Annotated in this window: 25 protein-coding genes and 1 other annotated feature; of the genes, 22 read left to right on the top strand and 3 right to left on the bottom strand. The window is 56.6% G+C overall.

Annotation, left to right across the window (positions count from 1 at the left end; translation table 11 throughout):
- Positions 1 to 91 precede the first annotated feature (91 nt).
- Genes resB through O9H32_RS13885 form a run of 4 tightly spaced genes read left to right on the top strand, consistent with a single transcriptional unit; the run spans position 92 to position 5,635 of the window.
- Complete coding sequence (gene resB, locus O9H32_RS13900) at positions 92 to 1,771, top strand: cytochrome c biogenesis protein ResB (RefSeq protein ID WP_269866709.1); 1,680 nt, start codon at positions 92 to 94, stop codon at positions 1,769 to 1,771.
- Complete coding sequence (gene ccsA / locus O9H32_RS13895) at positions 1,768 to 3,015, top strand: cytochrome c biogenesis protein CcsA (RefSeq protein WP_269866708.1); 1,248 nt, start codon at positions 1,768 to 1,770, stop codon at positions 3,013 to 3,015. Before resB ends, ccsA begins: the two co-directional genes overlap by 4 nt.
- Positions 3,016 to 3,051: 36 nt before the next feature.
- Positions 3,052 to 3,768, top strand: coding sequence for a response regulator transcription factor (locus O9H32_RS13890; protein ID WP_269866707.1), 717 nt, complete (start codon positions 3,052 to 3,054; stop codon positions 3,766 to 3,768).
- 1 nt (position 3,769) lies between these two features.
- Positions 3,770 to 5,635: an ATP-binding protein gene (locus O9H32_RS13885; RefSeq protein ID WP_269866706.1), complete on the top strand. Its 1,866-nt coding sequence runs from the start codon at positions 3,770 to 3,772 to the stop codon at positions 5,633 to 5,635.
- A gap of 124 nt (positions 5,636 to 5,759) precedes the next feature.
- Here the strand turns inward: O9H32_RS13885 and serA are convergent, their stop codons facing one another.
- Positions 5,760 to 7,343 (bottom strand): phosphoglycerate dehydrogenase, encoded by a 1,584-nt coding sequence (gene serA, locus O9H32_RS13880; protein ID WP_269866705.1) that lies wholly within the window; start codon positions 7,341 to 7,343, stop codon positions 5,760 to 5,762.
- Between the two features lie 180 nt (positions 7,344 to 7,523).
- Positions 7,524 to 7,768, bottom strand: a binding site (T-box leader).
- A gap of 335 nt (positions 7,769 to 8,103) precedes the next feature.
- Between serA and O9H32_RS13875 the strand changes: the two genes are divergently transcribed.
- The gene (locus tag O9H32_RS13875; RefSeq protein ID WP_269866704.1) at positions 8,104 to 8,430 is read left to right on the top strand and encodes a rhodanese-like domain-containing protein; all 327 of its coding nucleotides are present in this window, start codon (positions 8,104 to 8,106) and stop codon (positions 8,428 to 8,430) included.
- 66 nt (positions 8,431 to 8,496) lie between these two features.
- Here O9H32_RS13875 and O9H32_RS13870 read toward each other — a convergent pair whose 3' ends face one another.
- Complete coding sequence (locus tag O9H32_RS13870) at positions 8,497 to 9,405, bottom strand: hypothetical protein (protein WP_269866703.1); 909 nt, start codon at positions 9,403 to 9,405, stop codon at positions 8,497 to 8,499.
- A gap of 79 nt (positions 9,406 to 9,484) precedes the next feature.
- On the opposite strand from O9H32_RS13870, the gene O9H32_RS13865 reads away from it, so the two are divergent.
- The gene (locus O9H32_RS13865; RefSeq protein WP_269866702.1) at positions 9,485 to 10,084 is read left to right on the top strand and encodes a type II CAAX endopeptidase family protein; all 600 of its coding nucleotides are present in this window, start codon (positions 9,485 to 9,487) and stop codon (positions 10,082 to 10,084) included.
- Positions 10,085 to 10,312: 228 nt separating this feature from the next.
- Here O9H32_RS13865 and O9H32_RS13860 read toward each other — a convergent pair whose 3' ends face one another.
- Positions 10,313 to 11,179, bottom strand: a complete 867-nt coding sequence (locus tag O9H32_RS13860; RefSeq protein ID WP_269866701.1) for a polysaccharide deacetylase family protein — start codon at positions 11,177 to 11,179, stop codon at positions 10,313 to 10,315.
- A gap of 158 nt (positions 11,180 to 11,337) precedes the next feature.
- Between O9H32_RS13860 and O9H32_RS13855 the strand changes: the two genes are divergently transcribed.
- The 16 genes from O9H32_RS13855 to O9H32_RS13780 all read left to right on the top strand — a co-directional run bounded on the left by O9H32_RS13855 (position 11,338) and on the right by O9H32_RS13780 (position 25,035).
- Positions 11,338 to 11,685: a hypothetical protein gene (locus O9H32_RS13855; RefSeq protein WP_269866700.1), complete on the top strand. Its 348-nt coding sequence runs from the start codon at positions 11,338 to 11,340 to the stop codon at positions 11,683 to 11,685.
- Positions 11,686 to 11,914: 229 nt separating this feature from the next.
- The gene (locus O9H32_RS13850; RefSeq protein WP_269866699.1) at positions 11,915 to 12,517 is read left to right on the top strand and encodes a genetic competence negative regulator; all 603 of its coding nucleotides are present in this window, start codon (positions 11,915 to 11,917) and stop codon (positions 12,515 to 12,517) included.
- 141 nt (positions 12,518 to 12,658) lie between these two features.
- Positions 12,659 to 14,191, top strand: coding sequence for a DnaB-like helicase C-terminal domain-containing protein (locus O9H32_RS13845; RefSeq protein ID WP_269866698.1), 1,533 nt, complete (start codon positions 12,659 to 12,661; stop codon positions 14,189 to 14,191).
- Positions 14,192 to 14,263: 72 nt separating this feature from the next.
- Entirely contained in the window at positions 14,264 to 15,511 is a 1,248-nt protein-coding gene (locus O9H32_RS13840) for a Glu/Leu/Phe/Val family dehydrogenase (protein ID WP_269866697.1), read from the top strand.
- A gap of 173 nt (positions 15,512 to 15,684) precedes the next feature.
- Complete coding sequence (prsW, locus tag O9H32_RS13835) at positions 15,685 to 16,377, top strand: glutamic-type intramembrane protease PrsW (protein ID WP_269866916.1); 693 nt, start codon at positions 15,685 to 15,687, stop codon at positions 16,375 to 16,377.
- Between the two features lie 52 nt (positions 16,378 to 16,429).
- Positions 16,430 to 16,594 carry a hypothetical protein gene (locus O9H32_RS13830; RefSeq protein ID WP_269866696.1) on the top strand — a complete coding sequence of 55 codons (165 nt, stop codon included), beginning with the start codon at positions 16,430 to 16,432 and terminating at the stop codon, positions 16,592 to 16,594.
- Between the two features lie 190 nt (positions 16,595 to 16,784).
- A complete protein-coding gene (ypeB, locus tag O9H32_RS13825) occupies positions 16,785 to 18,140 on the top strand; it encodes a germination protein YpeB (protein ID WP_269866695.1) in 1,356 nt (451 codons plus the stop codon).
- Between the two features lie 165 nt (positions 18,141 to 18,305).
- Positions 18,306 to 18,965 carry a flagellar brake protein gene (locus tag O9H32_RS13820; RefSeq protein ID WP_269866694.1) on the top strand — a complete coding sequence of 220 codons (660 nt, stop codon included), beginning with the start codon at positions 18,306 to 18,308 and terminating at the stop codon, positions 18,963 to 18,965.
- Between the two features lie 63 nt (positions 18,966 to 19,028).
- Positions 19,029 to 19,274 (top strand): hypothetical protein, encoded by a 246-nt coding sequence (locus O9H32_RS13815; protein ID WP_269866693.1) that lies wholly within the window; start codon positions 19,029 to 19,031, stop codon positions 19,272 to 19,274.
- 204 nt (positions 19,275 to 19,478) lie between these two features.
- A complete protein-coding gene (gene cmk / locus O9H32_RS13810; RefSeq protein ID WP_269866692.1) occupies positions 19,479 to 20,159 on the top strand; it encodes a (d)CMP kinase in 681 nt (226 codons plus the stop codon).
- Positions 20,160 to 20,162: 3 nt separating this feature from the next.
- Positions 20,163 to 20,747, top strand: a complete 585-nt coding sequence (locus O9H32_RS13805) for a lysophospholipid acyltransferase family protein (RefSeq protein ID WP_269866691.1) — start codon at positions 20,163 to 20,165, stop codon at positions 20,745 to 20,747.
- 82 nt (positions 20,748 to 20,829) lie between these two features.
- Positions 20,830 to 22,086, top strand: a complete 1,257-nt coding sequence (gene rpsA, locus O9H32_RS13800) for a 30S ribosomal protein S1 (protein ID WP_269866690.1) — start codon at positions 20,830 to 20,832, stop codon at positions 22,084 to 22,086.
- A gap of 66 nt (positions 22,087 to 22,152) precedes the next feature.
- On the top strand, positions 22,153 to 23,214 hold the full coding sequence (gene fni / locus O9H32_RS13795; RefSeq protein WP_269866915.1) for a type 2 isopentenyl-diphosphate Delta-isomerase: 1,062 nt from the start codon (positions 22,153 to 22,155) through the stop codon (positions 23,212 to 23,214).
- 67 nt (positions 23,215 to 23,281) lie between these two features.
- The gene (locus tag O9H32_RS13790) at positions 23,282 to 23,908 is read left to right on the top strand and encodes a YphA family membrane protein (protein ID WP_269866688.1); all 627 of its coding nucleotides are present in this window, start codon (positions 23,282 to 23,284) and stop codon (positions 23,906 to 23,908) included.
- 33 nt (positions 23,909 to 23,941) lie between these two features.
- Positions 23,942 to 24,856, top strand: coding sequence for a YIEGIA family protein (locus O9H32_RS13785; protein WP_269866687.1), 915 nt, complete (start codon positions 23,942 to 23,944; stop codon positions 24,854 to 24,856).
- Positions 24,856 to 25,035: a capping complex subunit for YIEGIA gene (locus O9H32_RS13780; protein ID WP_269866686.1), complete on the top strand. Its 180-nt coding sequence runs from the start codon at positions 24,856 to 24,858 to the stop codon at positions 25,033 to 25,035. Before O9H32_RS13785 ends, O9H32_RS13780 begins: the two co-directional genes overlap by 1 nt.
- Positions 25,036 to 25,101 lie beyond the last annotated feature (66 nt).

Here is a 25,101-nt window from a genome sequence, read left to right as displayed (position 1 = left end):
CGGACGGGGCTTCGGCGTTGGGTGATCCTTCCGCCTCCAGGCCAGGACGGTAGGGAGGCGTCAGTAACGGAGAGCGCACACGGGAGGGCACATGATTCACAACACAAAATGCGAATGCGGCCACCAGAATCATGTCGGCACCCTGCTCTGCGAATCCTGCGGCAAGCCGCTGCAGGAGGATGAGGGCAGCGAGCCGCTCGAGATGAAGTACGACGGCGTCGCCCGCAGATCCCAACGGACGAATCCGGGCGTGCTTGACCGGGTATGGAACTTTTTTTCTTCGGTCAAGGTTGCCATCTATCTCATCATCTTCACGCTTCTGGGTTCGGCTCTCGGAACGGTCTACCCGCAGGAGAGTACCTTCCTGAACTTCGACCCGTCCTTCTACAAAGACAACTACGGGACGACGGGCGAATGGTATTACATCCTGGGCTTGTCCCATACGTTCGAGTCGTGGTGGTTTATCACGCTGCTGTTCATGATCGGCACCTCGCTCGTCGTTTGCTCGCTGGACCGCGTACTGCCGCTGTACAGGGCGCTGAGCAAGCAGCAGATCCGCAAGCATCTGAATTTCATTACGCGCCAGAAGGTAACCTTCTCAGGGAATATCCCCCGGACCGAAGCGGCGGAAGGGGCTGACCCGGCAGCCGCATGGACAGACCTGGCGGCGCAGGCGCTGCGCAAGAAGCACTACAAGGTACATACGGATGGAGAGGCGCTGCTCGCCGAGAAGAACCGGTTCAGCCGGTGGGGGCCTTATATCAATCATATCGGGTTAATCATCTTTCTCGGCGCCGTCCTCATGAGGAGCATCCCGGGCTGGCACATGGACCAGCATTTGGCGTTTCCGGAAGGACAGACCGTGCACATTCCCGAAACCGATTACTATCTCAAGAACGAGAAGTTCACGCTCGAGTTCTACAAGCCGGAGGAGCTGTCGGACGAGTTCCGTGCCAAGGGGCAGGATGTCCCGAAGGTGTACGAGACGAAGGCCGTCCTCTACCGCTGTACGCAGGACTGCGACGATCCGTCCAAGGAGCCCGTGCTGACCGAGGTACACCGCCAGGACATCATCGTGAACAAGCCGCTGGAGTACAAGGGGCTGCTTGCCTACCAGTTCGACTTCAAGCCTTCACCGATGCTGATATCGGTCAAGCCGTCCCTGAAGAACAAAGTGACCGGCGAGAATTACGGCTCGTTCCAGCTGCCGATGGCCAATCCCGCAGACGAGTACCGGGCCGGGCCGTACCTGCTTAAGCTGCAGGCGTACTTCCCGGAATTCGGGCTGAGCGACAAAGGGACCCCGCTGACCAAATCCAAGGAACCGAAGATGCCGGCATTCGTATTCACGATTACCGGTCCGGGCTTGAAGCCGGAAGGGGAGCCATATATGTATTTCCCGAGACAGGTGGATAAGGCGAACTTCCAGCAGGATGCGATCAACGGGGCGCTGGCGGACAAGCTGGAGCTCTCGGTAGGCTCCATGCAGGATGTTGAGATATCCGAGTACGTATCGTACTTGAACATCCGCGTGGACCTTGCGATGCCGTTCATCTGGGTGGGGGCTGCCATCTCCATGATCGGGCTTACGATGGGCTTCTATTGGCACCACCGGCGCATTTGGCTGCGCATCGACGGAGGACGCCTGGCCCTCGGGGCCCATACGAACAAGAATTGGTACGGCATCCGCAAAGAGGTGTCCGAGGTACTGCGCAAGACGGGGATCGAGGTTGATCCCAAGACGCTGGAGAGAAAGGTGATTCCTTCGTGAGCAGCACGTTACTGCTGATTGCTTTTATAGTGTACGGACTGGCCATGCTCGGGTTTGTCGTTGCCGTGACGGGACGCAAATCCGTGCAAGTCCAGGATCCGGACGGTTATACGCGCCGCTGGGGGCGGGGCGGGCTGGTCTTGACGATCATCGGCTTTCTGTGCCACCTAGGTTACTTCTTCACCAGGTGGTACGAGGCGGGGCACATTCCGACGAGCAACATGTACGAATTCATGACCATGCTGGCCATGATGATCGTACTCGCGTTCATCGTGGTGTACATGATCTACCGCAGCGCGGTGCTCGGCATTTTCGCGCTGCCGCTCGCCATTATCATCATTGCTTATGCTTCCGTGTTTCCGCGGGAGATCCAGCCGCTGATCCCGGCGCTGCAGAGCTATTGGCTCAAGATTCACGTCACTACGGCGGCACTCGGCGAGGCATTCTTCGCCGTCGGTTTTGCCGGCGGGCTGATGTACCTGCTTCAGGCGGTGAATTTCTCCTCCACGGGCGTCAAGGAGCGCCGCGAGCAGCGCGGGGTGGAATTTACGATCTTCACCCTGGTCATCATTACCGCTTTCGTCATCTCGATCTTCGGTTTCAATGCGGCAGGCTACAGCGCCAAATTCGAAACGGAAGTCAAGATGCTCGCACCGGACAATTCGGAGCAGGTCGTCCGGCAGGAGGTCAAATATGTGCTGCCGCCGATCGTTAAGCCGTTTGAGAGCAAGACGACGGAGATGCAGCCGTTCCTCGGTATGACCTCGCCGCTCTTCGAAGCGCCGTCATGGATGCACGGCGCCAATGCGGGCAGGAAGCTGAACACCGTCATCTGGGCGGTGCTCGGCGGGGTGATCCTCTACGGCATTCTCCGGCTCATCGCCCGAAAGCCCCTGGGGGCGGCGCTCCAGCCTCTGACCCGGGGCGTCGATCCGGACGATGTGGACGAGATCGCCTACCGGGCGATCGCCATCGGGTATCCGATCTTCACCCTCGGCGCGCTGATCTTCGCGATGATCTGGGCCCATGAGGCTTGGGGCCGCTTCTGGGCATGGGACCCCAAGGAAGTATGGGCGCTGATCGTCTGGCTGTTCTACGCCGCCTACCTGCATCTCCGGTTGTCCCGTGGCTGGCAGGGCAAGCCGTCGGCTTGGCTGTCGGTCATCGGCTTCCTTGTGGTGATGTTTACGCTAGTGGGCGTAAACCTGGTTATTGCGGGCCTGCATTCGTACTCGGGTACGTAAGGGCCCCGACCCATTACAGTGAAATGAGGCTGAACTATGTCGGAAGTGAAAATGAACATCCTGGTCGTGGACGATGAGGAGCGGATCCGCAGGCTTCTCCGCATGTATCTGGAAAAGGAAAATTACCGCATCGACGAAGCGGAGGATGGGGAGACGGCACTCAGCAAGGCGCTTGAAACCGATTATGACCTCATTCTTCTCGATGTGATGCTGCCGGGCATCGACGGCAACGAAGTCTGCGCCCGTCTGCGCCAGGTCAAATCGACGCCGGTGATAATGCTCACGGCCAGAGGCGAGGAGACGAACCGTGTACAGGGCTTCGAGTCCGGCGCGGACGATTATGTCGTGAAGCCGTTCTCTCCCCGTGAGGTCATCTACCGGGTCAAAGCGATTCTCCGCCGCTCTTCCGTTACGGCCTATCTGTCGAAGGAAGTGAATTCTTCCAACAACATCGTGTTCCCGAACCTGGTCATCGAGCATGACGCTCACCGCGTGACGGCAGGCGGGCAGGAAGTTGCGCTGACGCCCAAAGAATATGAGCTGCTGCACTACCTTGCCGTCTCGCCAGACAAGGTGTTCTCGCGGGAGGAGCTTCTGAAGGACGTCTGGAACTATGAATTCTTCGGGGACCTGCGGACGGTGGACACCCATGTAAAACGGCTCAGGGAGAAACTCAACAAGGTGTCGCCGGATGCCGCTTCGATGATCACTACGGTGTGGGGCGTCGGCTACAAACTCGAGGTGCCGAAATAACGTGTTTATCCTAAGGACGATCGTCGGGAAGCTGTGGATCACGATCATCGGACTCGTGGTCGTCGTGCTGCTCACGCTCAGCGTGTTCCTCTTCCGCTACATCGAGACTTCGTTCCCGAAGTCGTCGGACCAGGTAGAGACGCTGAGCCGGCTGGCACAGAAGGTGGCAAGCGAAATCTCGCTTCACAAAGAAGAACGGCGGTATCTGCAGGTGGTCAACGAACTGCTCAGTGCCCAGGGAGCGAGCGTTCTCCTGGTTTCCCCGAGTTTCGAGCGGGTCGAGGCGCCGGTAGGCCAGTCCGATACCCGGATTTTCCAGCCGCAGGATTTCTTCCTCAAAGAGGATCTTAAGAAGGTCCTCTCGGGCGAGACGATCGATAACCAGCTCAGCGGCAAACTCGGTCAAAGGCCTCCTCTTACGATGCAGTATACCGCGGTTGCTGTGCCTTACATGGATGAGAGCCAGTCTAAGGTCGGAGGGGCGCTGATTCTGTACCAGCTCACCCAATCATCGGAAGAGACGCAGGAGTACGTCAAACGGCTGTTCGTGGTCGTAGGCGTCTGCGGATTCCTGATGACGACCTTCTTCGCGTTCTTCCTCCTCACGCAGATCACAAGGCCTCTGCAAAAGCTGAAGAAGGCCGCAGACCTGATCTCGAAGGGGGAGTACGGCACCCGGGTGCCGATCACCTCTTCCGATGAGATCGGGGAACTCGGCAAGACGTTCAACCACATGGGAGAACAGCTCTCCGATACGATCAAGGCGCTCAGCCACGAGAAAGAGCATCTGGCCTCCGTGCTGCGGAGCATGGCCGATGCCGTCGTGACGTTCGACTCGGAAGGGCGGGTCATCCTGACGAACCCGCCGGGCGAACGCAATATCCGGGAATGGAACCGGATCGGATGGCCGGAGACGGTGCCGGGTGAAGAAGACTCGGCAGCGCTCGCGGAAGCGGACTGGAACAACCTGCCAGTCGCGTTGATCCCTGAGCCGCTGAGGCCGCTGTTCGATACCGTCATCTCCGAAGCGAGTGAGCTCACATCCAAAATTCACGTGCAGAGCGAAGTCTGGTCCGTCGTGATGGCGCCGCTGTATGCGCACGATGTGGTCCGCGGCGTCGTCGCGGTCATGCGGGATGTGACGGAAGAGCACCGGCTCGACAAGGTGCGCAAGGATTTCGTCGCGAACGTCTCGCATGAGCTGCGTACGCCCCTTTCCATGCTGCAGGGGTACAGCGAGGCTTTGATCGACGACATCGCGGCTACGCCGGAGGAACGCAAGGAACTCGCGCAGGTCATCTATGACGAATCGCTGCGGATGGGGCGTCTGGTCATGGATTTGCTCGATCTCGCGAAGCTAGAGACCGGCAACATGGAACTGCAGTTCCGCGAATTGGATGTGCGTGTCTTCCTCCGGCGCATCCAGCGCAAGTTCATGGCGTTATCCAAGGAGAGGGACATTACCTTGAACTGTCTCGTGCCGAAGGCGGAACTGTCCCTTCACCAGGCCGACGAGGACCGGCTGGAGCAGGTGCTGACCAATCTCCTCGATAATGCGATCCGGCATACGCCGGCGGGCGCAGAGATCCGGCTCAGCGCTGCTGTCGCGAGATACAAAGGAGGGCCAGCCGTGCTCATCGAGGTCGCCGACCAGGGGTTCGGGATTTCGGCGGAAGACCTGCCGTTTATTTTCGAGCGTTTTTATAAAGCCGATAAGGCGAGAACCCGCGGGGTATCGGGGGGGACGGGGCTCGGTCTCTCGATTGTCAAGAACATCGTGGAAGCCCACCGGGGGGCCGTTGTGGCCAAAAGCACGCCCGGGCAGGGAACGACATTTTCCATCACGCTTCCCGTCCAACCGTCTTAAAACCCAAAAGAAAGCCTCCGATTCATCATCGGAGGCTTTCTTTTTTTGTTGAACGGCACGTTTTTTTCTTGTTGTCCGTGAAACATTTGTGGAAGGGACCCAATTTAGTAAGAGTAGAAAAGAATTAGAGCGTCAGCTCGCGGACTTTGATCAGCTCCGGAAGCTGTTCGAGCTGTGCCATCACTTCGGTCGGCGTCTGTTTGTCCGTGGTGAGGACCATGATCGCCTGGCCGCCGATGACCTTCCGGCCGACCTGCATGGTGGCGATGTTGACGTCATTGCTTCCGAGCAGGGTGCCGACTTTCCCGATGATCCCCGGTTTGTCCGTATGGGAGATGAGAAGCAGGTTGCCGCCCGGAGCGATATCCACCGGATACTGATCGATCTGTACGATACGCTCACCGTAGCCAGAGAGCAGGGTGCCGGCCATCACGCGTTCTTCATTCTTGGTCTTCAGGGTAACGGAGACCAGGTTCGTGAACGTCTTCGCCGCCGTAGACTGCTGAATGACGATGTTGATGTCCCGGGTTTTCGCCAGGTGCATCGCATTCACGATGTTAACCCCTTCGAGCTGCTTCTCCAGCACGCCTTTGACGATATGGCGGGTGAGTGGAGCCGTATCCACTTCCGTCAGGTCGCCGGAGTAGGCAACGGCGATCTCGCTGATGGCTCCGTCGATCGTCTGACCGAGCAGGGCGCCGAGCTTGAGGCCAAGACCGAAGTAAGGCTGCAGGGCGCTCAGTACGTTGGCAGGCACCTGCGGCATGTTGACGGCATTCTTGAACGGCTCTTCGCGGAGAATATGCAGCACTTCTTCCGAAACGTCGATGGCTACGTTCTCTTGGGCTTCCACAGTGGAGGCGCCGAGATGCGGTGTCACGATAATCTTCGGGTTGTTCAGGAACGGGTGATCCGCTTGAGGCGGCTCCTGTTCGAAGACGTCGAATGCGGCGCCGGCGACGATGCCTTCATTGATTGCTTCCACGAGGGCCATCTCGTCGATGATCCCGCCGCGGGCACAGTTAATGATGCGTGCGCCTTTCTTCATGATCTCGAATTGCGGGCGGGAGATCATATGACGGGTTTCGCTCGTCAGCGGAGTGTGCACGGTGATGAAATCGGCCACTTGGCAGATTTCGTTGACCGTCCCCAGCTTCACGCCGAGTTTCTCTGCGCGCTCTTCGGTGAGGAACGGGTCGTAACCGCGGACTTCCATACCGAACGCCTTGGCGCGGCGGGCGACTTCACTGCCGATACGGCCCATGCCGAGTACGCCGAGCACTTTGTTGCGGAGCTCTACGCCGACGAACGTTTTGCGGTCCCATTCTCCGCCGATCGTCTTCTTGTAAGCTTGCGGGATCGTACGGGCGAGCGACATCATCATCGCGAAAGTCAGTTCGCAGGTGGCGATCGTGTTGCCGTCCGGTGCATTGATGACGACGATTCCGCGGTTGGTTGCCGCGCCGAGATCGATATTGTCCACGCCCACGCCTGCGCGTCCGACGACCTTCAGCTTGCTGCCGGCCGCCATGACCCGGTCGGTCACCTTCGTGGCGCTGCGTACGAGCAGAGCGTCGTATTGCGAGATCACGGCCACGAGTTCATCCTCGGACAGGCCGTTCTTTTTTTCTACTTCCACATCGGGCGCGTCGTAGAGCAGTTGAATTCCCATGTCGCTGATTCCATCCATGACTAGCACTTTGAACATTTTCACGATACCTCCATTTTTTCTTCCTTTTCGATGCCTCTTGCATGCGGACTACCCTTTTAACCTACAACTTTTGCGTTGTAAAAACCGTTGTGGAAGCTTAGAGCGGTAGGTCGGCTATGTCCTCAACCCCGCTTTTTACAACACAAAAACTCCCCGATCCCGACACGACTAGCGTATACAAGGGACGAGGAGCATCATTCTCGTGGTACCACCCTAATTCGCTGTACGCTCGCACGGACAGCCTTAAGGGTCTGCCTATGGGGACAGACCGGGAAGGGTAACGGCTTCCGGCCGGCTGGGACTACTCGTAAGGGTTCGCCTCAGCAACTCTGGAGTGCTCCGCATATCGATACGACCGGTTCGCACCAACCACCGGTTCTCTGTACGTTTCGGACTATGCTTGGCTCCGTCATGGTATGTTTGATGTAAAATTTTCATTAGCGTAACATGAGCATACGGCCCTAGTCAATAGGGTTTGGTCCGCAATTCCGAATGCCTCTCATGCTGCCATGCTTGCCCAATGCACGAACATTATGTCCTCTTTATAGTGTTATTGTAAGGCTTTAGACGAAAAAACGCAATCGAAAAGCGAAAATTTACGGATTGCGGCTAACAATCAATGAATTTAGCAAAACACGAACGAAAATAACGCATGGACAATCGCTGTGTCCCTGCTAAGTACAGTTTTCAGCCCGGTTAGCAAAATGGTATGATAGGGAAGAAAAGAGAAGTTTGTCGATGGAAGGGAGATCATACCATGACGGAAATGCAGCGGATCGCTCCCGAAGACTTTGAGCAAAAGCGGAAAGCGGGGGAATTGGAGGGAGATCTCATCCTGGACGTACGTGAGCCTTACGAGTGGGAGTACTATCATGAGGAGCGTGCGGTGCTAATGCCGATGAACACGATCCCAGCCCGGATGGAGGAACTGCCGAAGGACCGGGACATCTATGTGGTCTGCGCCCACGGCGTGCGCAGCGTCAATGTCTGCCTGTACTTGCGGCAGCAGGGCTTCTCCAAGCTGGTGAACGTAGACGGGGGAATGGCGGCCATAGCCGCCCTGCGGGGCTTCCAGTACGATTGAGGCATGGGCTGCATAACAAAAAGCCGCAGTCCCATGGGTGAGGACCTGCGGCTTGAAGCGGCGGGATTAATTCGTGAAGAAGGGCAGCTGGGGCAGCACTTCGCTGCCGTACCGCTTGTCTTTGCCCCGCAGGAAGTCGCCCGGACGTACCGCTTCTGTAGCCAGAAGCATGTCCATCACCGGTTTTACCTGGCTGATGCCCATATTTTTCGCCTGGCCGCTTGCGACCATTTCGTCAATGCGGATTGTGAGGTCCTGGGGCGTGAAGGCCTCGAAGACTTTGCTGCCAAGCATAAGCTGGGCGCTGTAATCGTTCTTGGAGTTCAACGGGAGGGCGCTCCAATCGGCCAGACTCAGATCACGCGTGACGTCGAGCGCGGCGAACTGCGGGTTGACCGACTGGTTCCAGAGGATAATGGAGCCGTAATATTCTTTCTCGGCTTTCAGCGCAAAGTTCTTCGCTTCTTTCACATAGGCGTCACCTGCGATACTCTTGAGAAGATCGCCTTGACTTTGGCTGCTGGCCTTGGCTGCCAGGCTGCCGAGGCCTTCGCTGAACAGCTTCAGGCTCCGCATATAATCCGTGTGCGCATCCTTGAGCATGGGGGAGGAATCCGGCATCGTTTTGGTCTCCAGCACCGCGTAGGTTTCATCTGCCAGCTTGCGGAGTTCTTTGATCATGCTGGACGGATCGAGGGAGCCGCTCTGCAGCTCATCGGTTTTCTCGAACCATTTCTTGTGAAATTCCATGTAAGGCTGGTAGATGGTATGATAGAACGATACCAGATACTGCTGGTGGTAAGCGGTGAAGCCGTGCTCCTCCTCCGATTGTTTCACGATCAGCGCCTCGTATTTCGCGTCTGATTTTTGCTGGCCGAGCTTCAGTCCGAGGAAGAAGGCGCCGAGAGCCACGACCAGCATGAAGATAAAAGTAACGACATACAGGTAGTCCGAACCACTGAGACGTTTTTGCATAAGAAGCACCTCCTGCCCTGAATCTTGTTCTTGGGGTTGTTTACAAGGATAAGGAATATGTCGAAAAAAGGAAAACCGGATGAAAAAATTCAATTTTAAACTTAAAGATCTGAAATTCCGCAAGGTGGATATCCAGGAGCTGGATGACCGGATGCTGCTTGTCAACCTGTATATGACCCAAGGGCTGGTGCTGCTTGCCGGGGCCGTCATTCTGTTTTTCCAAAAAGCTTCCTTTGTCCGTCTTTTTGCCCCCGGCAACCCTTACACCGTCATGGTCTGGGGCACCGTGTTTGCCCTCCTTGTGCTCGCTTCGGATCTCCTCATTTCACGCTGGGTACCTCCGGAAGTGACTGACGACGGAGGAGTCAACCAGAGGATCTTCGGGAACAGGCCGCTATGGCACATCGCGCTGTTGTCCCTCGTGGTCTCCGTCTGCGAGGAAGTGCTCTTCCGCGGCGCCATCCAGCATGCCTGGGGACCATATTGGACGAGCATTCTGTTCGCTGCGATCCATATTCGATACCTTCAGCACTGGCTGATGACCGGTCTGGTCTTCGGCATCTCCTACGGCCTGGGATGGATTTATCTGCAGACCGGCTCGTTGTGGACGCCGATTCTTGCCCATTTTCTGATCGATTTCGTGATGGGCTGTATTCTTCGCTATAGGAGAGAAGAATAGATGAACCACAAACCGCAGGGCCGGACAGAGGAGCGGGGAACGCAGGCGGAGAGGCCGGTGACCGGTCCCTCCGCTGCTGACGATCACTATCTTCCTCCGCGCAAGACCGTACATCCGACCGAGAAGGAAAAATGGCTTCCTTTCTTTTATCGGTCACTCTTATGGATTTTTGTACTGCTTGTGATAGGACTTTTATTCTGGGGATATATGCGGCTTCATGGAGAGGGGTTATTCGGAGAGAAGCGAGGCGGGATCGGCGAAGCCGTAACCCTTCTCCTCAAGCGACGATAACAGCTGATCCAAAGCTTGCGCCGTCCAGGGCAGCTCATGCATCAGGATGTTGCTGCCGGGGCGCAGCTGCTCCAGCACATTCGTAACGACCTTTTGCGGGTCGTTTTTTTTCGTGGTCATCTCCCAGTCCTTCGAGCCGTTGGACCAGGTCATATAGAGAAGGTTGTGCGCACGGGCGGCTTCCCTGACCGTCTCGCTGCCGGAACCGAAGGGCGGGCGGAAGAAGCGGGGCGCCTCGCCGGTCAGCGTTCTTACTTCCTGCTGAACGTCGCCGATCTGCCGTTCTACGCTTTCTGCGGACTCCTTCTTCAGGTCGATATGGTCCCAAGAGTGGTTGCCGATAGTGTGTCCGCGGCTGTGGATCAGCTTCAGGATATCCGGGTTCTGCCGGACCCTGTACCCGTTTACGAAGAAGATCGCTTTGGCTTTGTGTTTGTCAAGTGTGCCCAGCAGCGACTCGTTCAGAGCGAGTTCTTTGGGGCCGTCGTCAAAGGTCAGTAGAACCACCTTCGCCGGTGCCTCCGAGCCGTCGGCGGGTTTGATATCGTATGTTTTTGTGTTCAGCCGGTACCGCTTTTTCTCCGGCTCCGGATGCTGCTCGGAAGGACTTGGGCGCGCAGCGCTGTCACCCGCGGCGGCCGGCACCGGCTCCTGCGCGGGCTCACCAGCAGCAGGAGCCGGCGGCGAAGAGGCCGGCGCTGCAGCCTGCGAAGGCGGGGCGGCAGGGGCCGCCGAATTGCAAGAGCCCAGCAGTAAGGCCGCTCCCAGCGCGGCCAACAGGCGAAGATCCAAAGGTAAATACACGTGCAATAACTCCTCTCGGCAAGTACAGGTTTGATGAATGGGCAAGAAACCCGCTGCGGCTACAAGACGCAGTGGGCTTCCTTATTTTATCATGCATGGCAGCAGCTCTCCTAACGGAAAATAAGGTCGAATACGATTATCTTACGGAGGGATCCCATATGAAGCTGAGTACGTTTCTGCTGGGCGGTATCGTAGGGGCCGCCGCAGCCGTTTATTTGTCCAACCGCAAGGGACCGATGCTGTTCTCCGCTCTGAGCAGCAGCGATGCTATGGGCAGCCTGCTTTCGGCAGGACAGGATAAGAAGGAGAAGGATAAATCGAAGCGGTCCGAGAGCAAGTCCGCCTCCTCGCGTTCCAAAAAAGAAGGCGGAGCGGAGGACCTGCTCTCGGCCTCGGACGGCATGAGCAAGGTAGAGGAAATCGTGAAGAAAGACCCGCAGCTTTCCGCTACGGTGGCCGAGATTCTGGCAAGCAGCCATGCGAAGGAAGAGCACCGGGCCCACTGATCAGCGCCGGTTTGCGTTTCAAGAGAAGGCCGTTGCTCGATACCCGGGCGGCGGCCTTCTCTTTTTCCGCAAAAGGAGCTTAAATTTAGGGGGATAACCGTTCTTTTCTTGGCCTTTTGTGATATAATAATCGTATCATGGAATACAAGCTGTAACTCGCGTTCATATCTCACCTTTGAGAACCTATTTTCATAAGCTGTTAATACAGTCGGCAAGGGAGGAATCCAGTATGAAAATGGAGCGTTTAAGTCAGGACAAGATACGGATATTCCTCACATTCGATGACTTAACGGAGCGAGGCATTCATAAGGATGACATGTGGAGAGAGATCCCCAAGGTTCATGAGCTGTTTAGCGAAATGATGGACCAAGCCTATATGGAGCTTGGCTTTGACGCTACCGGTCCGCTTGCCGTGGAAGTTCTTGCTATGCCTGCCCAAGGTATGATGGTGATTGTTACCAGAGGGAAGATGAACCTCACTCACGGGGAAGACACGCTTGAGGATGAAATGGAGGAAGTGTACGAGCTGGAAGTGACGATGGATGAGACCGACCAGATCACGTACGCCTTCCATGATTTTGAAGATCTGCTCCGCATGGCCAAAGTGATAAACCCGCTCTTGATTGATGGGGGTACATTATACTCGTTCAAGAACAAGTGGATTCTCCTGCTCGATGCGGTCGATATGGAGGAGAAGCGCCTGCAAGCGATCGTAGCCGTACTGTCCGAGTTCGGCGAATCGACTTCCGTTACACAAGCCATGCTCGAGGAGTACGGCAAGACGGTGATCGAATCCGACGCGGTCAAGGTGCTGTGCGCCAAATTCCAATAACCCGGTCCGAAAGGTCTGGAGTGTTCTTAGAGATTTGCGCTTGAAAAAACAAGCTGTAGACATGGTAAGCATTCAACAAAAACGACTGTTTTTGGGGAATGCTTTTTTTGCGGGATTCTTTAGACAGGGGGAACAACGAACATGTCCATAAGCCAGAACAAGCAAGCGGCGGCGAAGTCGTCATTCGATCTAGAAGAGCTTGCCGTCCATTACCATAAGCAGCTCCGGGAGGAAGCGCTCTTTTATCTCCAGCGCCGTGGAATTGAAGCGGAGACGGTCGAGCGGTACCGTCTCGGCTTCGAACCGGGGCGCATCGGGTTCTACGTCGCTTCCGACAAGCTCGGGGATTTCTTCGAGAACCGGATCATCGTTCCAATCGAGAATCCGGAGGGCGCCGTTGTGGACCTGATCGGCCGCTCGATCGACAACCGCGAGCCGAAGTACAAAGCGCTGCTCGGCGTGGAAGAGTACCTGTTCAACGAAGAGGTGCTGGATGACGCGGATGATGTCGTGCTCTGCAGCGGAGTGTTCGATGTGCTGAGCCTCTCGCAGGCCCGGCTACCGGCCGTATGTGTCCCTGTCTGGATGATGTTCAAGGAAAGCCATGCGGAAAAGCTGAAAGACAAGCGCGTCTTCATTTGTTTCGGCAACGATGAATTGGGGCGGCGCGAAAGTGTTAGAATACAATCAATGCTGCAATCTACGGCAAAGCAGTCCTTTATTGTTAATTTACCCGAGACGATCCGGGATGCGAACGATTTCTTCAGCCGGGTGAAGAGTCCGCTCGAAACCTTCTCGCAGATTCTTAATGAAACCATGGAAGAATCGCTGCTGCTTCCGATTGCCCCGGATGTCAAGAACATAACCGTGTATACGGAAGAGTACATGAAGCGACACCGCGGCCAGGTAACCGGAGTGCCCACAGGATTCGCCAGGCTGGACGAAGCGCTGTTCGGCGGGCTGCGCAGCGGGCTCTATCTGCTGGCAGGGTGCGCCTCTTCAGGCAAAACCATGCTCATGAAACAGATGGCCGACCATATCGCTGGCGAAGGGACGCCTGTGGTCTATGTGTCCTGGGATATGACGGCCTTCGAGCTCTGGGCGCGGAGCATTGCACGCTTGATCGGCACGGAACCCCAGAGGGTGCTGGGCGGCACGGCGGCTCCGGACGAGGTGAACGAGGCGAGCAAGCAGTTCATTCCGATCAGCAAGCTGCAGTGGACTCTCGAGTGTTCGCCCGAAACTACACTGGAGCGGGTGCTGGGCTCCATCGAACGGATAGCCGGAATAGCGGGCAAAACGCCGGTGGTCTTCATCGATCACCTCCACCGTATTCCATCCGCCCCCGGCAGCGGGCTTGCGCGGGGAACGGCAGCCGAGTATCAGACCATGCTGGCCTATGCCCTCAAGCAGTGGTCCAGAGAGTGGGGCGGCCCTGTGGTGGCAGCGATCCCGAGCGACATCGGGGAAGAGCGGCTGCCCGAAGGGGTGGAGGCCTCCGCTGACGTTATTCTGCTGCTGAAGTCCCAGTGCGCCACGGATGCGCCGGGAACGTCTGGCAGGGTGGAAGGCCACCCGGCAGGGCTTCATCTGCTCAAGCACCGCAATGGCACCTTGGCGGCCGTTCCTCTCCGGTTTCATGACAGTAAGGCCCGCTTCGACGAATTGACTTGATCCGCCGCGGGCCGCCGCCTCCTGCGTTAACTTCCTGCGTTCCCAAACTACGATGAGCAAAGGGTGGTCCGTGTGTCCGAAAACTTGAATGTTCTGCATTCGACGCAAGTCATCATAGAGCAGGCGCTGACCCGTCTTGGGTATTCCGAATCGATGGTGGAACTGCTCAAGGAGCCGATGCGCGTCTTGTCGGTCCGGATTCCCGTGCGGATGGACGACGATTCGGTGCGCGTATTTACCGGGTACCGGGCTCAGCACAACGATGCGGTAGGCCCGACGAAGGGCGGAGTACGGTTTCATCCGGATGTCAATGAGGACGAGGTCAAAGCACTCTCCATCTGGATGAGTCTCAAGTGCGGGATCGTTGACCTTCCCTACGGCGGGGGCAAAGGCGGTGTCATCTGCGACCCTAGACAAATGTCGTTCCGGGAGCTGGAGCGCCTGAGCCGGGGGTATGTACGCGCCGTCTCGCAGATCGTAGGACCGACGAAGGACATACCGGCGCCGGACGTCATGACGAACTCGCAGATTATGGCGTGGATGATGGACGAGTACAGCCGGATCCGGGAGTTCGACGCGCCGGGCTTCATCACCGGCAAGCCTATCGTACTGGGCGGGTCGCATGGACGGGAGACCGCCACAGCCAAGGGCGTGACGATCATGATCGACCAGGCGCTGAAGAAGAAGGGCATCCCGCTGAAGAATGCTAAGGTAGTCATCCAAGGCTTCGGCAACGCGGGGAGCTATCTGGCGAAATTCATGCATGATATGGGGGCCTGCGTCGTAGGCATCTCCGATGTATACGGGGGGCTGCATAATCCCGACGGACTCGACATCGAGTATTTGCTGGACCGCCGGGACTCCTTCGGGACGGTGACGAAGCTGTTCCAGAATACGCTGACGAACCAGGAGCTCTTGGAGCTTGAATGCGACATCTTGGTGCCTGCGGCCATCGAGAACCAGATTACCTCCGAGAATGCCGCCAGGATTAAGGCGCCGATCGTCGTGGAGGCGGCTAACGGGCCGACCACCATCGAAGCGACCAAGATCTTGACGGACCGCGGCGTCCTGCTCGTTCCGGATGTCCTGGCAAGTGCGGGCGGTGTGGTGGTCTCTTACTTCGAGTGGGTGCAGAACAACCAAGGGTATTACTGGACGGAAGCGGAAGTGCATGCCAGACTGCAAGAAATGATGGAAAAAGGCTTCGAAAATGTCTATAATGTTCATATGACACGAAAAGTCGATATGCGTTTGGCCGCTTATATGGTCGGTGTGCGCAAAATGGCCGAAGCCGCCCGCTTCCGGGGCTGGGTCAATTAGTTAAGCGGGTGAACCGATTTGTATAAGTGCCGGAGAGTCTATGCGCCGCCTTTGATTCCGGAATTCTACCTGAGCGTTATCTTGCTTCAGGGAATCCGGATTCAACAGCGGCCGCAGGCATTTATACAAAATTAGTGTTAGTACAAAAATAAACCCGCATCGGAGGGGTTATCCTGAGCGTCTTACCCATCTTAACCGCGGCTATAGCGCCTGGTGCCGCTCTGCTCGCTTATTTTTATCTCAAGGACCGGTATCAGCCCGAACCGGTTTCTCTCGTACTTCGGATGTTCTTTTTCGGCGTGCTGCTCGTTTTCCCCGTAATGGTTCTGCAGAGAGCCCTGGTGCTCGGGCTCGGGGAAGGCACATTCCTGTATTCGTTCATCGCTTCCTCGCTGCCCGAGGAGTTCTTCAAGTGGTTTTTGGTCTACTTTGTGATTTATACGCATACGTCCTTCGATGAGCCTTATGACGGGATCGTATATGCGGTGGCCGTTTCTCTCGGCTTCGCTACGCTCGAGAACGTATTCTACGCCTTTCTGCACGGCTCGGACTTCTCCTTCCTGATGTGGAGGGCCTTCCTTCCCGTGTCCGGTCATGCGATGTTTGGCGTAATCATGGGCTACCACTTCGGCAAAGCCAAGTTCAGCTCTCAAGGTTCGCGCAAGCATTTGGCTTTGGCTCTGCTTCTGCCGGTGTTCTGGCATGGGATGTTCGACTATATTTTGGCCTTGACGAAGTCGTATTGGATCTGGTTCATGGTGCCGTTGATGGCCTTCCTCTGGGTGCGCAGCCTGCTCAAAGTTAACCGGGCAAATGCGAAGTCGCCCCTGCGGATGGTCACGAGAGAGGAACAGGTTAAAATCTGACGCGCTTGTCTATACTGGGAATTAAAACCATGAAGACAACCGGAGGATGGGCATGACAGCAGTAAGCACTCGTGTGAAAGTGACGATTCGCTGCAAGCATTGCGGCGAGAAATTCGTTCTCAAAGGACGGAGGGACAAAGGACGCGTGGATACCGGCTTCAAGCAGTGTATCTGCAATAACGTGTCGGACTTCCACATTGAAACGCAGGACTTTTAGAATGAGAGCGCAGGATGTGTAAGGAAAGCCGGTCGTCCGCCGGCTTTTTTGTCGTTTTCGCAGCGGTCTCTCGCCGCCCCTTGATCATGCTCTTCTACAGGCCGGGCCGGGAAGAAGGAGCCGTGCATAAACGGGCTCCCTTCCGGCGAACACTAAGCCCAACTTTTGCTGTAGAAGGGAGATCCAAGTCATGTATAAACGGCTCAGCATGGTCATGTTCCCGATCCTGTTCGTGGCGCTGATGGGGACCGGGATTTGGGGATACATGGAGCACCAGGAGAAGAACGCGGTTCTGATCAAAGCGGAGAACCAGTACCAGCGCGCGTTCCATGATCTCTCGTTCCATGTGGACAAGCTGCACACGGAGCTTGGCAATACGCTGGCGGTGAACTCTACCTCCCAGGATGCCTATAAAAAGGGCCTGATCAATGTATGGCGCATCACCAGCCAGGCCCAGAACGAGATCTCCCAGCTGCCTTTAACGATGCTTCCCTTCAACAAGACGGAAGAGTTCCTCGCGAACATCTCGAACTTTACTTACCGGGCTGCCGTAAGGGATCTGAGCAAGCAGCCGCTTGATGACAATGAGCTGAAGACGCTGACGGCATTATACAAGCATGCGTCCGAAATCTCCTCTGATCTGAGGGGCGTGCAGTCGAAGGTGCTGGCAAGCAACCTCCGCTGGATGGATGTGGAGCTGGCATTGGCCACACAGAAGGAGCCCCAGGACAACGCCATCATCGACGGCTTCTCCACCATGGACAAGAAGGTAGGCGAATATTCCGAGATCCAGTGGAGTCCCGTCGTGATGAGCATGTACCAAAAACGCGATATGACCATGCTGGGCGGCAAGGAGGAAACGGCCGAGGATATTAAGCAGAAGGCGGCGAAATTCCTCGGGCTCTCGGATCCGGCGGGTCTGCAGGTCGTCGAGAATGGAACGGGAACCGAGTACCAATCGTTCAGCGTAAGCGCCGCGAAGCCGGGAACCACCGACGGGGTTCAGATGGACTTCTCCAAGAAGGGCGGACAGCTTCTCTGGTACTCGGCCGCACGGGACATTCCCGAGAAGAAGCTGGAGCTCCGCGAGGCCCGGGACACGGCGGCCCAGTTTCTGGACGAGCACGGATATAAGGACATGACAGCCGTATCTTATGACGAATATAACAATCTGGCGAACATCACCTTCGCCAGCCGTACCAACCAAGTTATTAATTATCTGGAGAAGGTCGCCGTCAAAGTGGCGCTGGATAACGGAGAGATCACGGGTCTTGAGGCCTCCGATTATGTGTTCGACAAGAAGGACCGCCAGTTGAAGCCGCCGAAGCTCACGGAGGAAGAGGCGCGCAAGACGCTGAGTCCGGCTTTTGAGGTGGAGAGCTCTTCCCAGGCCCTCATCCGCAGCGACATCCAGGAAGAAGTCCTGTGCTACCAGTTCATCGGCAGAGTCAACGGAGGGATGTACCGGATCTATATCAATGCGGAGAGCGGAGCCGAGGAAAAAATCGACCAGCTGGCCGAGCAGGAAGCTCAGGTTCAAAAGTAGCGAACGCAGAGGGCCCGGCTGAATCCGGGCTTTCTTTTTTTTGGAGTTAAGGCGGGGAAGTTCTCGGGGGCTCTTCCCATATGAGGTTCGCATGCTATAATAAAGGGTACCGTTCGTTAGAGGGTGAGCTTGAGGCGCAAACAGCACAGAGACAGACCGGGAGGGATGACGTTGCTTCCGAAAGTGAATCAAATCCTGCATATTCAGATCGAATCCATAGACGAAGAGGAAGCACGGCAGGAGTACAAGTCGCGCATTGCGGATGTGACCGACACGCAGATCGTCATGGAAGTGCCCATTAACGAGAAGACGGGCCGCTTGAAGAAATTGTACCAGGGGGACAGCGTATCGGCCTTCTTCCTATCGGAAGGCGGTGTCAAAAATTACTTTAGCTCCGTCGTAACCGGTTTCAGAGACGATGTGATCCGGCTGGTTATGATCCGGAGGCCAGAGGCGGAGGCCATAACGCAGGTACAGCGACGAAGCTTCCTGAGGGTGCCTGCGGAGCTGGAGATCGCTCTTCGCCTGCCGGACGGGGAACGCCATGTGGCGGTAACCGACGATCTCAGCGGAGGCGGACTCTCGCTGCTCTGTCCGCTGTCCGTACGGGTGTCTGAAGGACAGTCGGTGGAATGCTGGCTGCTCATTCACATGAAAAGCGGGGCCATCGAATACGTGCCCTTCACCGGCGAGATTGTACGGGCCAAACCGCACGAGAGCGGGAAGCAGCAGATCATGCTGCAGTTTGCGGACATTTCCGATAAAGACAGGCAGAAGGTCATTCGCTACTGTTTTGAACGTCAGCTCGATATCCGCAAAAGATAAGCGAATGGAACGCCTTGCTCCAGGGCACACTACCTTCCAAAATCAGGGCAGGGGATGGGTCTCATGGAGCTTCCAGCGGGTGAACAACCAGAGAAATTCGAGGCGGGCGAATATGAAGAACGGTTTCTTGGCGTAGCCGAACGAGTGGAGAAAATGACCGTTGCCGTGCTGCTCGTGCTGCTCGCCCTGCTGCTTGCCGCCCAGCTGCTGCTCCAGCATCCGCGCATACGTTATTGGGTGGTCCGGGTGGAGCAGCTCGAGGGAATACCGTACGCTGAGGATGGCGCTTTCGTCCGCAGAGGACATTGACCCTTCGGTCCTTTTGCATTCAGGTGGACAGCTATGGTATAATTTTCTACGTTCAAGGCTTCGGCCTGTTTTTTTGTGATTCGGCAGGATTCGCACCCGCGGTCTTGGCTTCACCGGGTCATTTCCGGACTTATGCCGCTGCTTACCTGCGTGTAGGGCGGCGCCGGAAGTTTCGTCCGCTTTCAGGCAGAAGGAGGCCGCATCTTGGAAAAGTTTAACATTGCTATCGACGGTCCGGCCGGAGCGGGTAAAAGCACGATTGCCCGTTTGGTAGCGGGGGCACTCGGATTCGTGTATGTCGATACGGGAGCCATGTACCGCGCCGTCACATGGAAGATTCTGCAGGAGAGCCTTCCAGCGGAAGCGACGGCGGACATGATAGCACTGACAGGCCGGACGGAGTTTCGTCTGGTGCCCGGCGAGAACGGGCAAACGGTTTACGTGGACGGGCAGGACGTCACCGGCATGATCCGATCGGCCGAAGTGACGGGTAACGTCTCACGAATCGCATCCATCGCAGAGATCCGGAGCATTCTTACCGCGAAGCAGAAGGAGATGGCCGCCGGCAAAGGTATAGTCATGGACGGCCGGGATATCGGAAGCCATGTGCTCCCGGATGCCGAAGTCAAGATATTTTTGACGGCGTCGGTGAGGGTCCGTGCGGAGCGGAGGTACAAGGAAATCTGCGATACCCAAACGGAGATTACGCTCGAGAAGCTCGAGCAGGACATCGCCCGGCGGGACCGGATGGACGAACAGCGAGAGGCCTCTCCACTCGTCAAGGCGGCGGATGCCGTTTTGATGGACACGACCGATATGCCGATTCCCGAAGTGGTGGAGCGGATATTGGAGCTTTGCCAGTCCAGAGTCGGTGGAGGGAAATAAATCATGCTGTATCGGTTTTTTCGAGCTCTTTTTCGGGTAATATTCCGTATCCTTTTCGGACTTCGGGCCGAAGGGATGGAGAACATTCCCGCATCGGGGCCGGTTATCTTGTGTGCGAACCATACGAGCAACGGGGATCCTCCGCTGCTTGGCTGCCTCATGGAACGCAAGGTGCACTACATGGCGAAAGCCGAGCTATTCGAAGTGCCCGTTCTCAGCTACATTCTTCCCCGAATCGCAGCTTTTCCCGTCAAGCGCGGCGGTGTAAGCAAAGAATCGATCCGGTTGTCCCTGGATCTGCTCAAGGAAGGCAATGTGCTCGGGATTTTTCCTGAAGGCACCCGCAGCAATGCCGGCGGCATGGGCAAGAAAGGGGCGGCGAGCCTCGCCCTCAAGTCGGGAGCAACGGTGATACCGGCAGCGATTATCGGCGGATACAAGCCCTTCCGCCCGATGAAAGTGGTATACGGTCCGCCGGTCGATCTCAGCGAGTTCGCAGGCGGCGGCTCCGAAGGACTGGAGCAGGCGACGGACAAGATTATGACTACCATCCGCTCGATGGTGAAACAGCACGAATCGAAAAGATAAACCGTGGAATACTTAGGAAAAAGATGAAAGCTAGCTTTTATCCAAATACATTGTCGTCAAGTTGCTAAGGAGGTTATTTAACATGTCAGAAGAAATCAAAAACCAAGAAGTTCAAGAAGAAGTGCAAGGTGCCGAGGTATCGCAAGAAGAGTCCATGGCGGATGTAACATTCATCAAAAAAGGTGATGTCGTCAAGGGCAAAGTCATCAAAGTAGATGCAGACCAAGCGTTCGTGGACGTAGGTTACAAATATGACGGCGTTGTGCCGCTGAAAGAGCTCTCTTCCGTTCAACTCGACGATGCTTCCCAAAACGTGGAGCTCGGTCAGGAAATCGAGCTGAAAGTGCTCACGATCGATGATCACAGAGAAAAGCTGGTTCTCTCCAAGCGTGCCGTTGACGGTGAGAAGTCGTGGGACAAACTGGCTGCCGACATGGAGAATAAGACGATTCTCGAAGCGAAAGTGGCCGAAGTCGTTAAAGGCGGTCTCGTCGTTGATGTGGGCATGCGCGGTTTTGTACCGGCTTCCATGGTTGAGCGCACATTCGTTGAAGACTTCAGCGACTACAAAGGCCGTACGCTCCGCCTTCGCGTGAAAGAAATGGACCGCGAAAAGAACAAAGTCATCCTGTCCCAGAAGGACGTATTGGATGAAGAGTTCGAAGGCAAGAAGAAAGAAGTGCTTGAGAAGCTGTCCGTTGGCCAAGTGCTTGATGGTACGGTTCAGCGTCTGACCCAGTTCGGCGCATTCGTGGATATCGGCGGCGTAGACGGTCTTGTTCATATCTCCGAGATGGCTTGGCACCACGTGGAAAGCCCATCCGAAGTCGTGAAAGAAGGCGACAAGGTTCAAGTGCAGGTATTGAAAGTAGATCCGGCTAACGAGCGCATCTCGCTCTCTATCAAAGCAACCCAGCCAGGTCCTTGGCAGCAGGTAGCAGGCCAAATCAACACGGGCGACATCGTGACGGGGACGGTCAAGCGTCTTGTCCAGTTCGGCGCATTCGTTGAAGTGGCTCCAGGCGTAGAGGGACTGGTACATATCTCCCAGATCGCACACCGCCATGTAGCTACGCCTTCCGAAGTGCTGCAGGAAGGTCAAGAAGTTAAGGTGAAAGTTCTTGACATGAACCCGGACGAGAAGCGTGTCTCCCTCTCCATCAAGGAAACGGAAGAAGCGCCGGCCCGCGAGCCTAGACAAGAGCGCGAGCGTGGAGACCGTGGTGACCGTGAGAGAGGCCCAAGAAGAGAAAGAGAATCCGTCTCGCACGAAGAAGTCTCTTCCCTGAGCCTGACGCTCGGCGAGCGCTTTGGCGACAAGCTGAGCAAATTCAAGTAAGTTCGAAGGCGGAGCCGACGTTCTAGAATAACGAAAAGAGGAAATAGGGTGCGCATACCAAGGAAAATGGAGCATGTTCATCATGCTCTGCAGCTGGGCATCAGCGGAGCGCAAGGCTTCCGCGACATCCGGCTGCTCCCTAATTGTCTTCCCGGCATTTCCTCCGATCTCATATCATTAAGTACCGGAATCGGCGAACTCACTCTGAGCTCGCCGATTCTTATTAATGCGATGACCGGAGGAGCGCGGGAAACCGAGGAGATCAACCGGGAACTGGCCGTGGCCGCACGGGAGACGGGACTCGCGATGGCCGTCGGCTCGCAGATGTCGGCGATGAGGAATCCGGAGGTCGCTGCCTCTTACAGGGTGGTCAGGCAGACCAATCCGGATGGAATCGTCTTCGGGAACCTGGGAAGCGAAGCAACGCTGGAACAGGCACTCCGGGCCGTCGAGATGCTGAGGGCGGATGCCTTGCAGATTCATTTGAACGTAATGCAGGAGCTGATTATGCCGGAGGGGGACCGGGACTTTACCGGGATGCTGGAGAGGATTCGGGCGATAACCGAAGGCGTAGGCGTACCTGTCATCGTGAAGGAAGTCGGTTTTGGCATGGTGCGCGAAAGTGCACAGCGCCTTCTTCAGACTGGCGTCGCGGCGATTGATGTCGGCGGAGCGGGCGGAACCAACTTTGCCGCCATCGAGAATGCGAGAAGAACGCAGCCGATGGAGTGGCTGAACGAGTGGGGCTGCCCGACCGCGGTTTCGCTGCTCGAGGTGCTCGAAGCCCGGCGCTTCGAACCGGGCCGGGAGGCGGCGGTCATCGCTACCGGCGGTATCACCGGAGCCCTTGATATCGCCAAGGCGCTTCTGCTTGGAGCCTCCGCTGTCGGAATGGCCGGTGCGCTGCTTCGGGTGCTTCGACTGGAAGGCACTCCGGCGCTGATCGGCTTTATCGAGTCGCTGCATGCCGAGCTGCGGCTGGTCATGACCGCTCTGGGCGCTTGCTCCATCCGGGAGCTCGGCCGCTTGCCCGCAGTCATCACCGGCGAGACAGCCCATTGGTGCGCCGCCCGGAGCATTGATATCCGTACTTATGCGGGACGCGGCGGTTTGCTTCCCTGTGACTAAAACTAAATATGGAAAGCCATACTACAGAACAAGAAAGACAATAGCTTGTTTCTGCGGGTGAGAGCGAATGAATCCAGGGTATTTGTCCTTATTGCTGATCGTGGTATCGGTGATTCTGATCGCCAGTGGCTGGAAGGATGTACTAATAAGAGGTATTACTCGTACGAGTCTACTTCTTTTTTTTATGGGCTGGCTGCTCGGCATCCAGTGGACATGGGAATCAGGACGCTGGGAGCTGAACGCCGTGCTGCCTGTTCTTGCCGCTCTCTTCCTCGGGGTGCTGCTCCGCTCCCGTGGCTTTCTCTTGAAGCTGCATCTGCTGTCTGTAGGACTTCTTCTGGGATCCGTGCATTTTTTCTTGAAGGAGACGCTGCCGCTTGCTCCGATGCTCGTCTTGATCAGCCCCGAATGGACGACGGCACTGCTCGTCGGACTGCTGGGTGCGGTTCTGCTCCGTTCGCCAACCGGTCAGATCGGTTCGGTCACACTGGGGCTGCTGCTCGGAGAGGCCATGGATTGGTACGCACATAAGGAAGCATGGACCGGAACTATCGGGGGAGCTTTATTCCAGGATGGCTGGTGGCTGACTGTCTATGCGGTGAGAACCAGTTCCATGGTGGTTATGGCGCTGCACCGGACGCTGCGGTCCACCCTCCGCTTCCTTTGGCACAGTCTCAAAGGCGGCAGGGAATAGCTTATCCCCGGGAAGAAGAAGAGGAGGCTCGTTATGTGGCTGTGGATTGTGGAGCAGAAGTATAATGTCGGCATCATCCTGGGAGTCCTGTTCGGTGTTGTCTCGAGGCTTACCATGCTTCGAACCGATTATCGGCAGTACCCCACCTACCCGCACGGGAAGATCATCCATTTGTCGCTGGGCGTTATCGCCGCCGGCCTTGGGTCCGTTGCGGTTCCGGCCCTGCTCGATAAGAATTATACGGCGATGACCTTCCTCGCGATGGCGGCCCAGCAGTTCCGGGATGTCCGCAATATGGAGCGCCAGACGCTCAGCAAGATCGATTCTCTGGAGCTCGTACCGAGGGGGGCTACCTATATCGAAGGCATTGCGATGGTCTTCGAGGGCCGGAACTACCTGGTCATTTTCACCTCTTTCGTCACCGCGTTCTTCAGCATTCTGTTCGCCTGGTACTGGGGGATGGCCGCAGGACTGGTGGCGATGCTGATTACATTTTATTTTAAATCGGGCAAAAGCGTATCGCATATCGCGGAGATCCGTGTCGGCGAGGTGAAGATGGATGGGCCCAATCTGTTCGTAGACGATATCTATATTATGAACGTCGGACTCAGCGATACCCAGAGGGTAATCCGCGAGCAGGCCATCGGTCTGGTGCTAACCCCAAGGAATCCCAACGGACGGGTGACCCTCGCCAACCCGGGACAGCGTCAAGCACTCCTGCACGACGTCTCGACGATCATGGGCGTCTTCCGCGACGAAGGCGAACCTTCGCTGGTGCCGCAGGCCAAGCTGGATATGAAGGACGGCCGGCTCGCCGTACTGCTGCTTCCCCAGGAGAAGGACCCGGGCAAAGCCAGGGCGGTGGCTATGCGTTCTCCGATCCTGGAGAGTGCCGTGCGGATGCCTACGGAAGCGCATGTCGAGCCTGGCGGAAAGGCGGGAGCATAATGGGACGTATACTGGCGGTCATCACGATGGATAAAAGCAAGGTGGCGGGCGGAGCGCCGATCTTCATCGCGGCGAATCCCGAAGAGCAGCAGCAGGTCGCGTTCCGGCTGGAGAAAATCATGGACGCCTCAGCCCACGACCTGCAAAATGGCACGCTGATTATCGTCAAACACGGATAAGGGAGCAGGGGACCGGCAGGCAAACCTGTCCGTCCGAACTCCTGCTCGTTTACTTGCTCCACAAAT

This window comes from Paenibacillus caseinilyticus (genome assembly GCF_027533645.1).
Lineage (GTDB): Bacteria > Bacillota > Bacilli > Paenibacillales > NBRC-103111 > Paenibacillus_G > Paenibacillus_G caseinilyticus.
The sequence above is the reverse complement of the archived record's forward strand: the minus strand, read 5'-3'. Positions and strand labels throughout refer to the sequence as shown.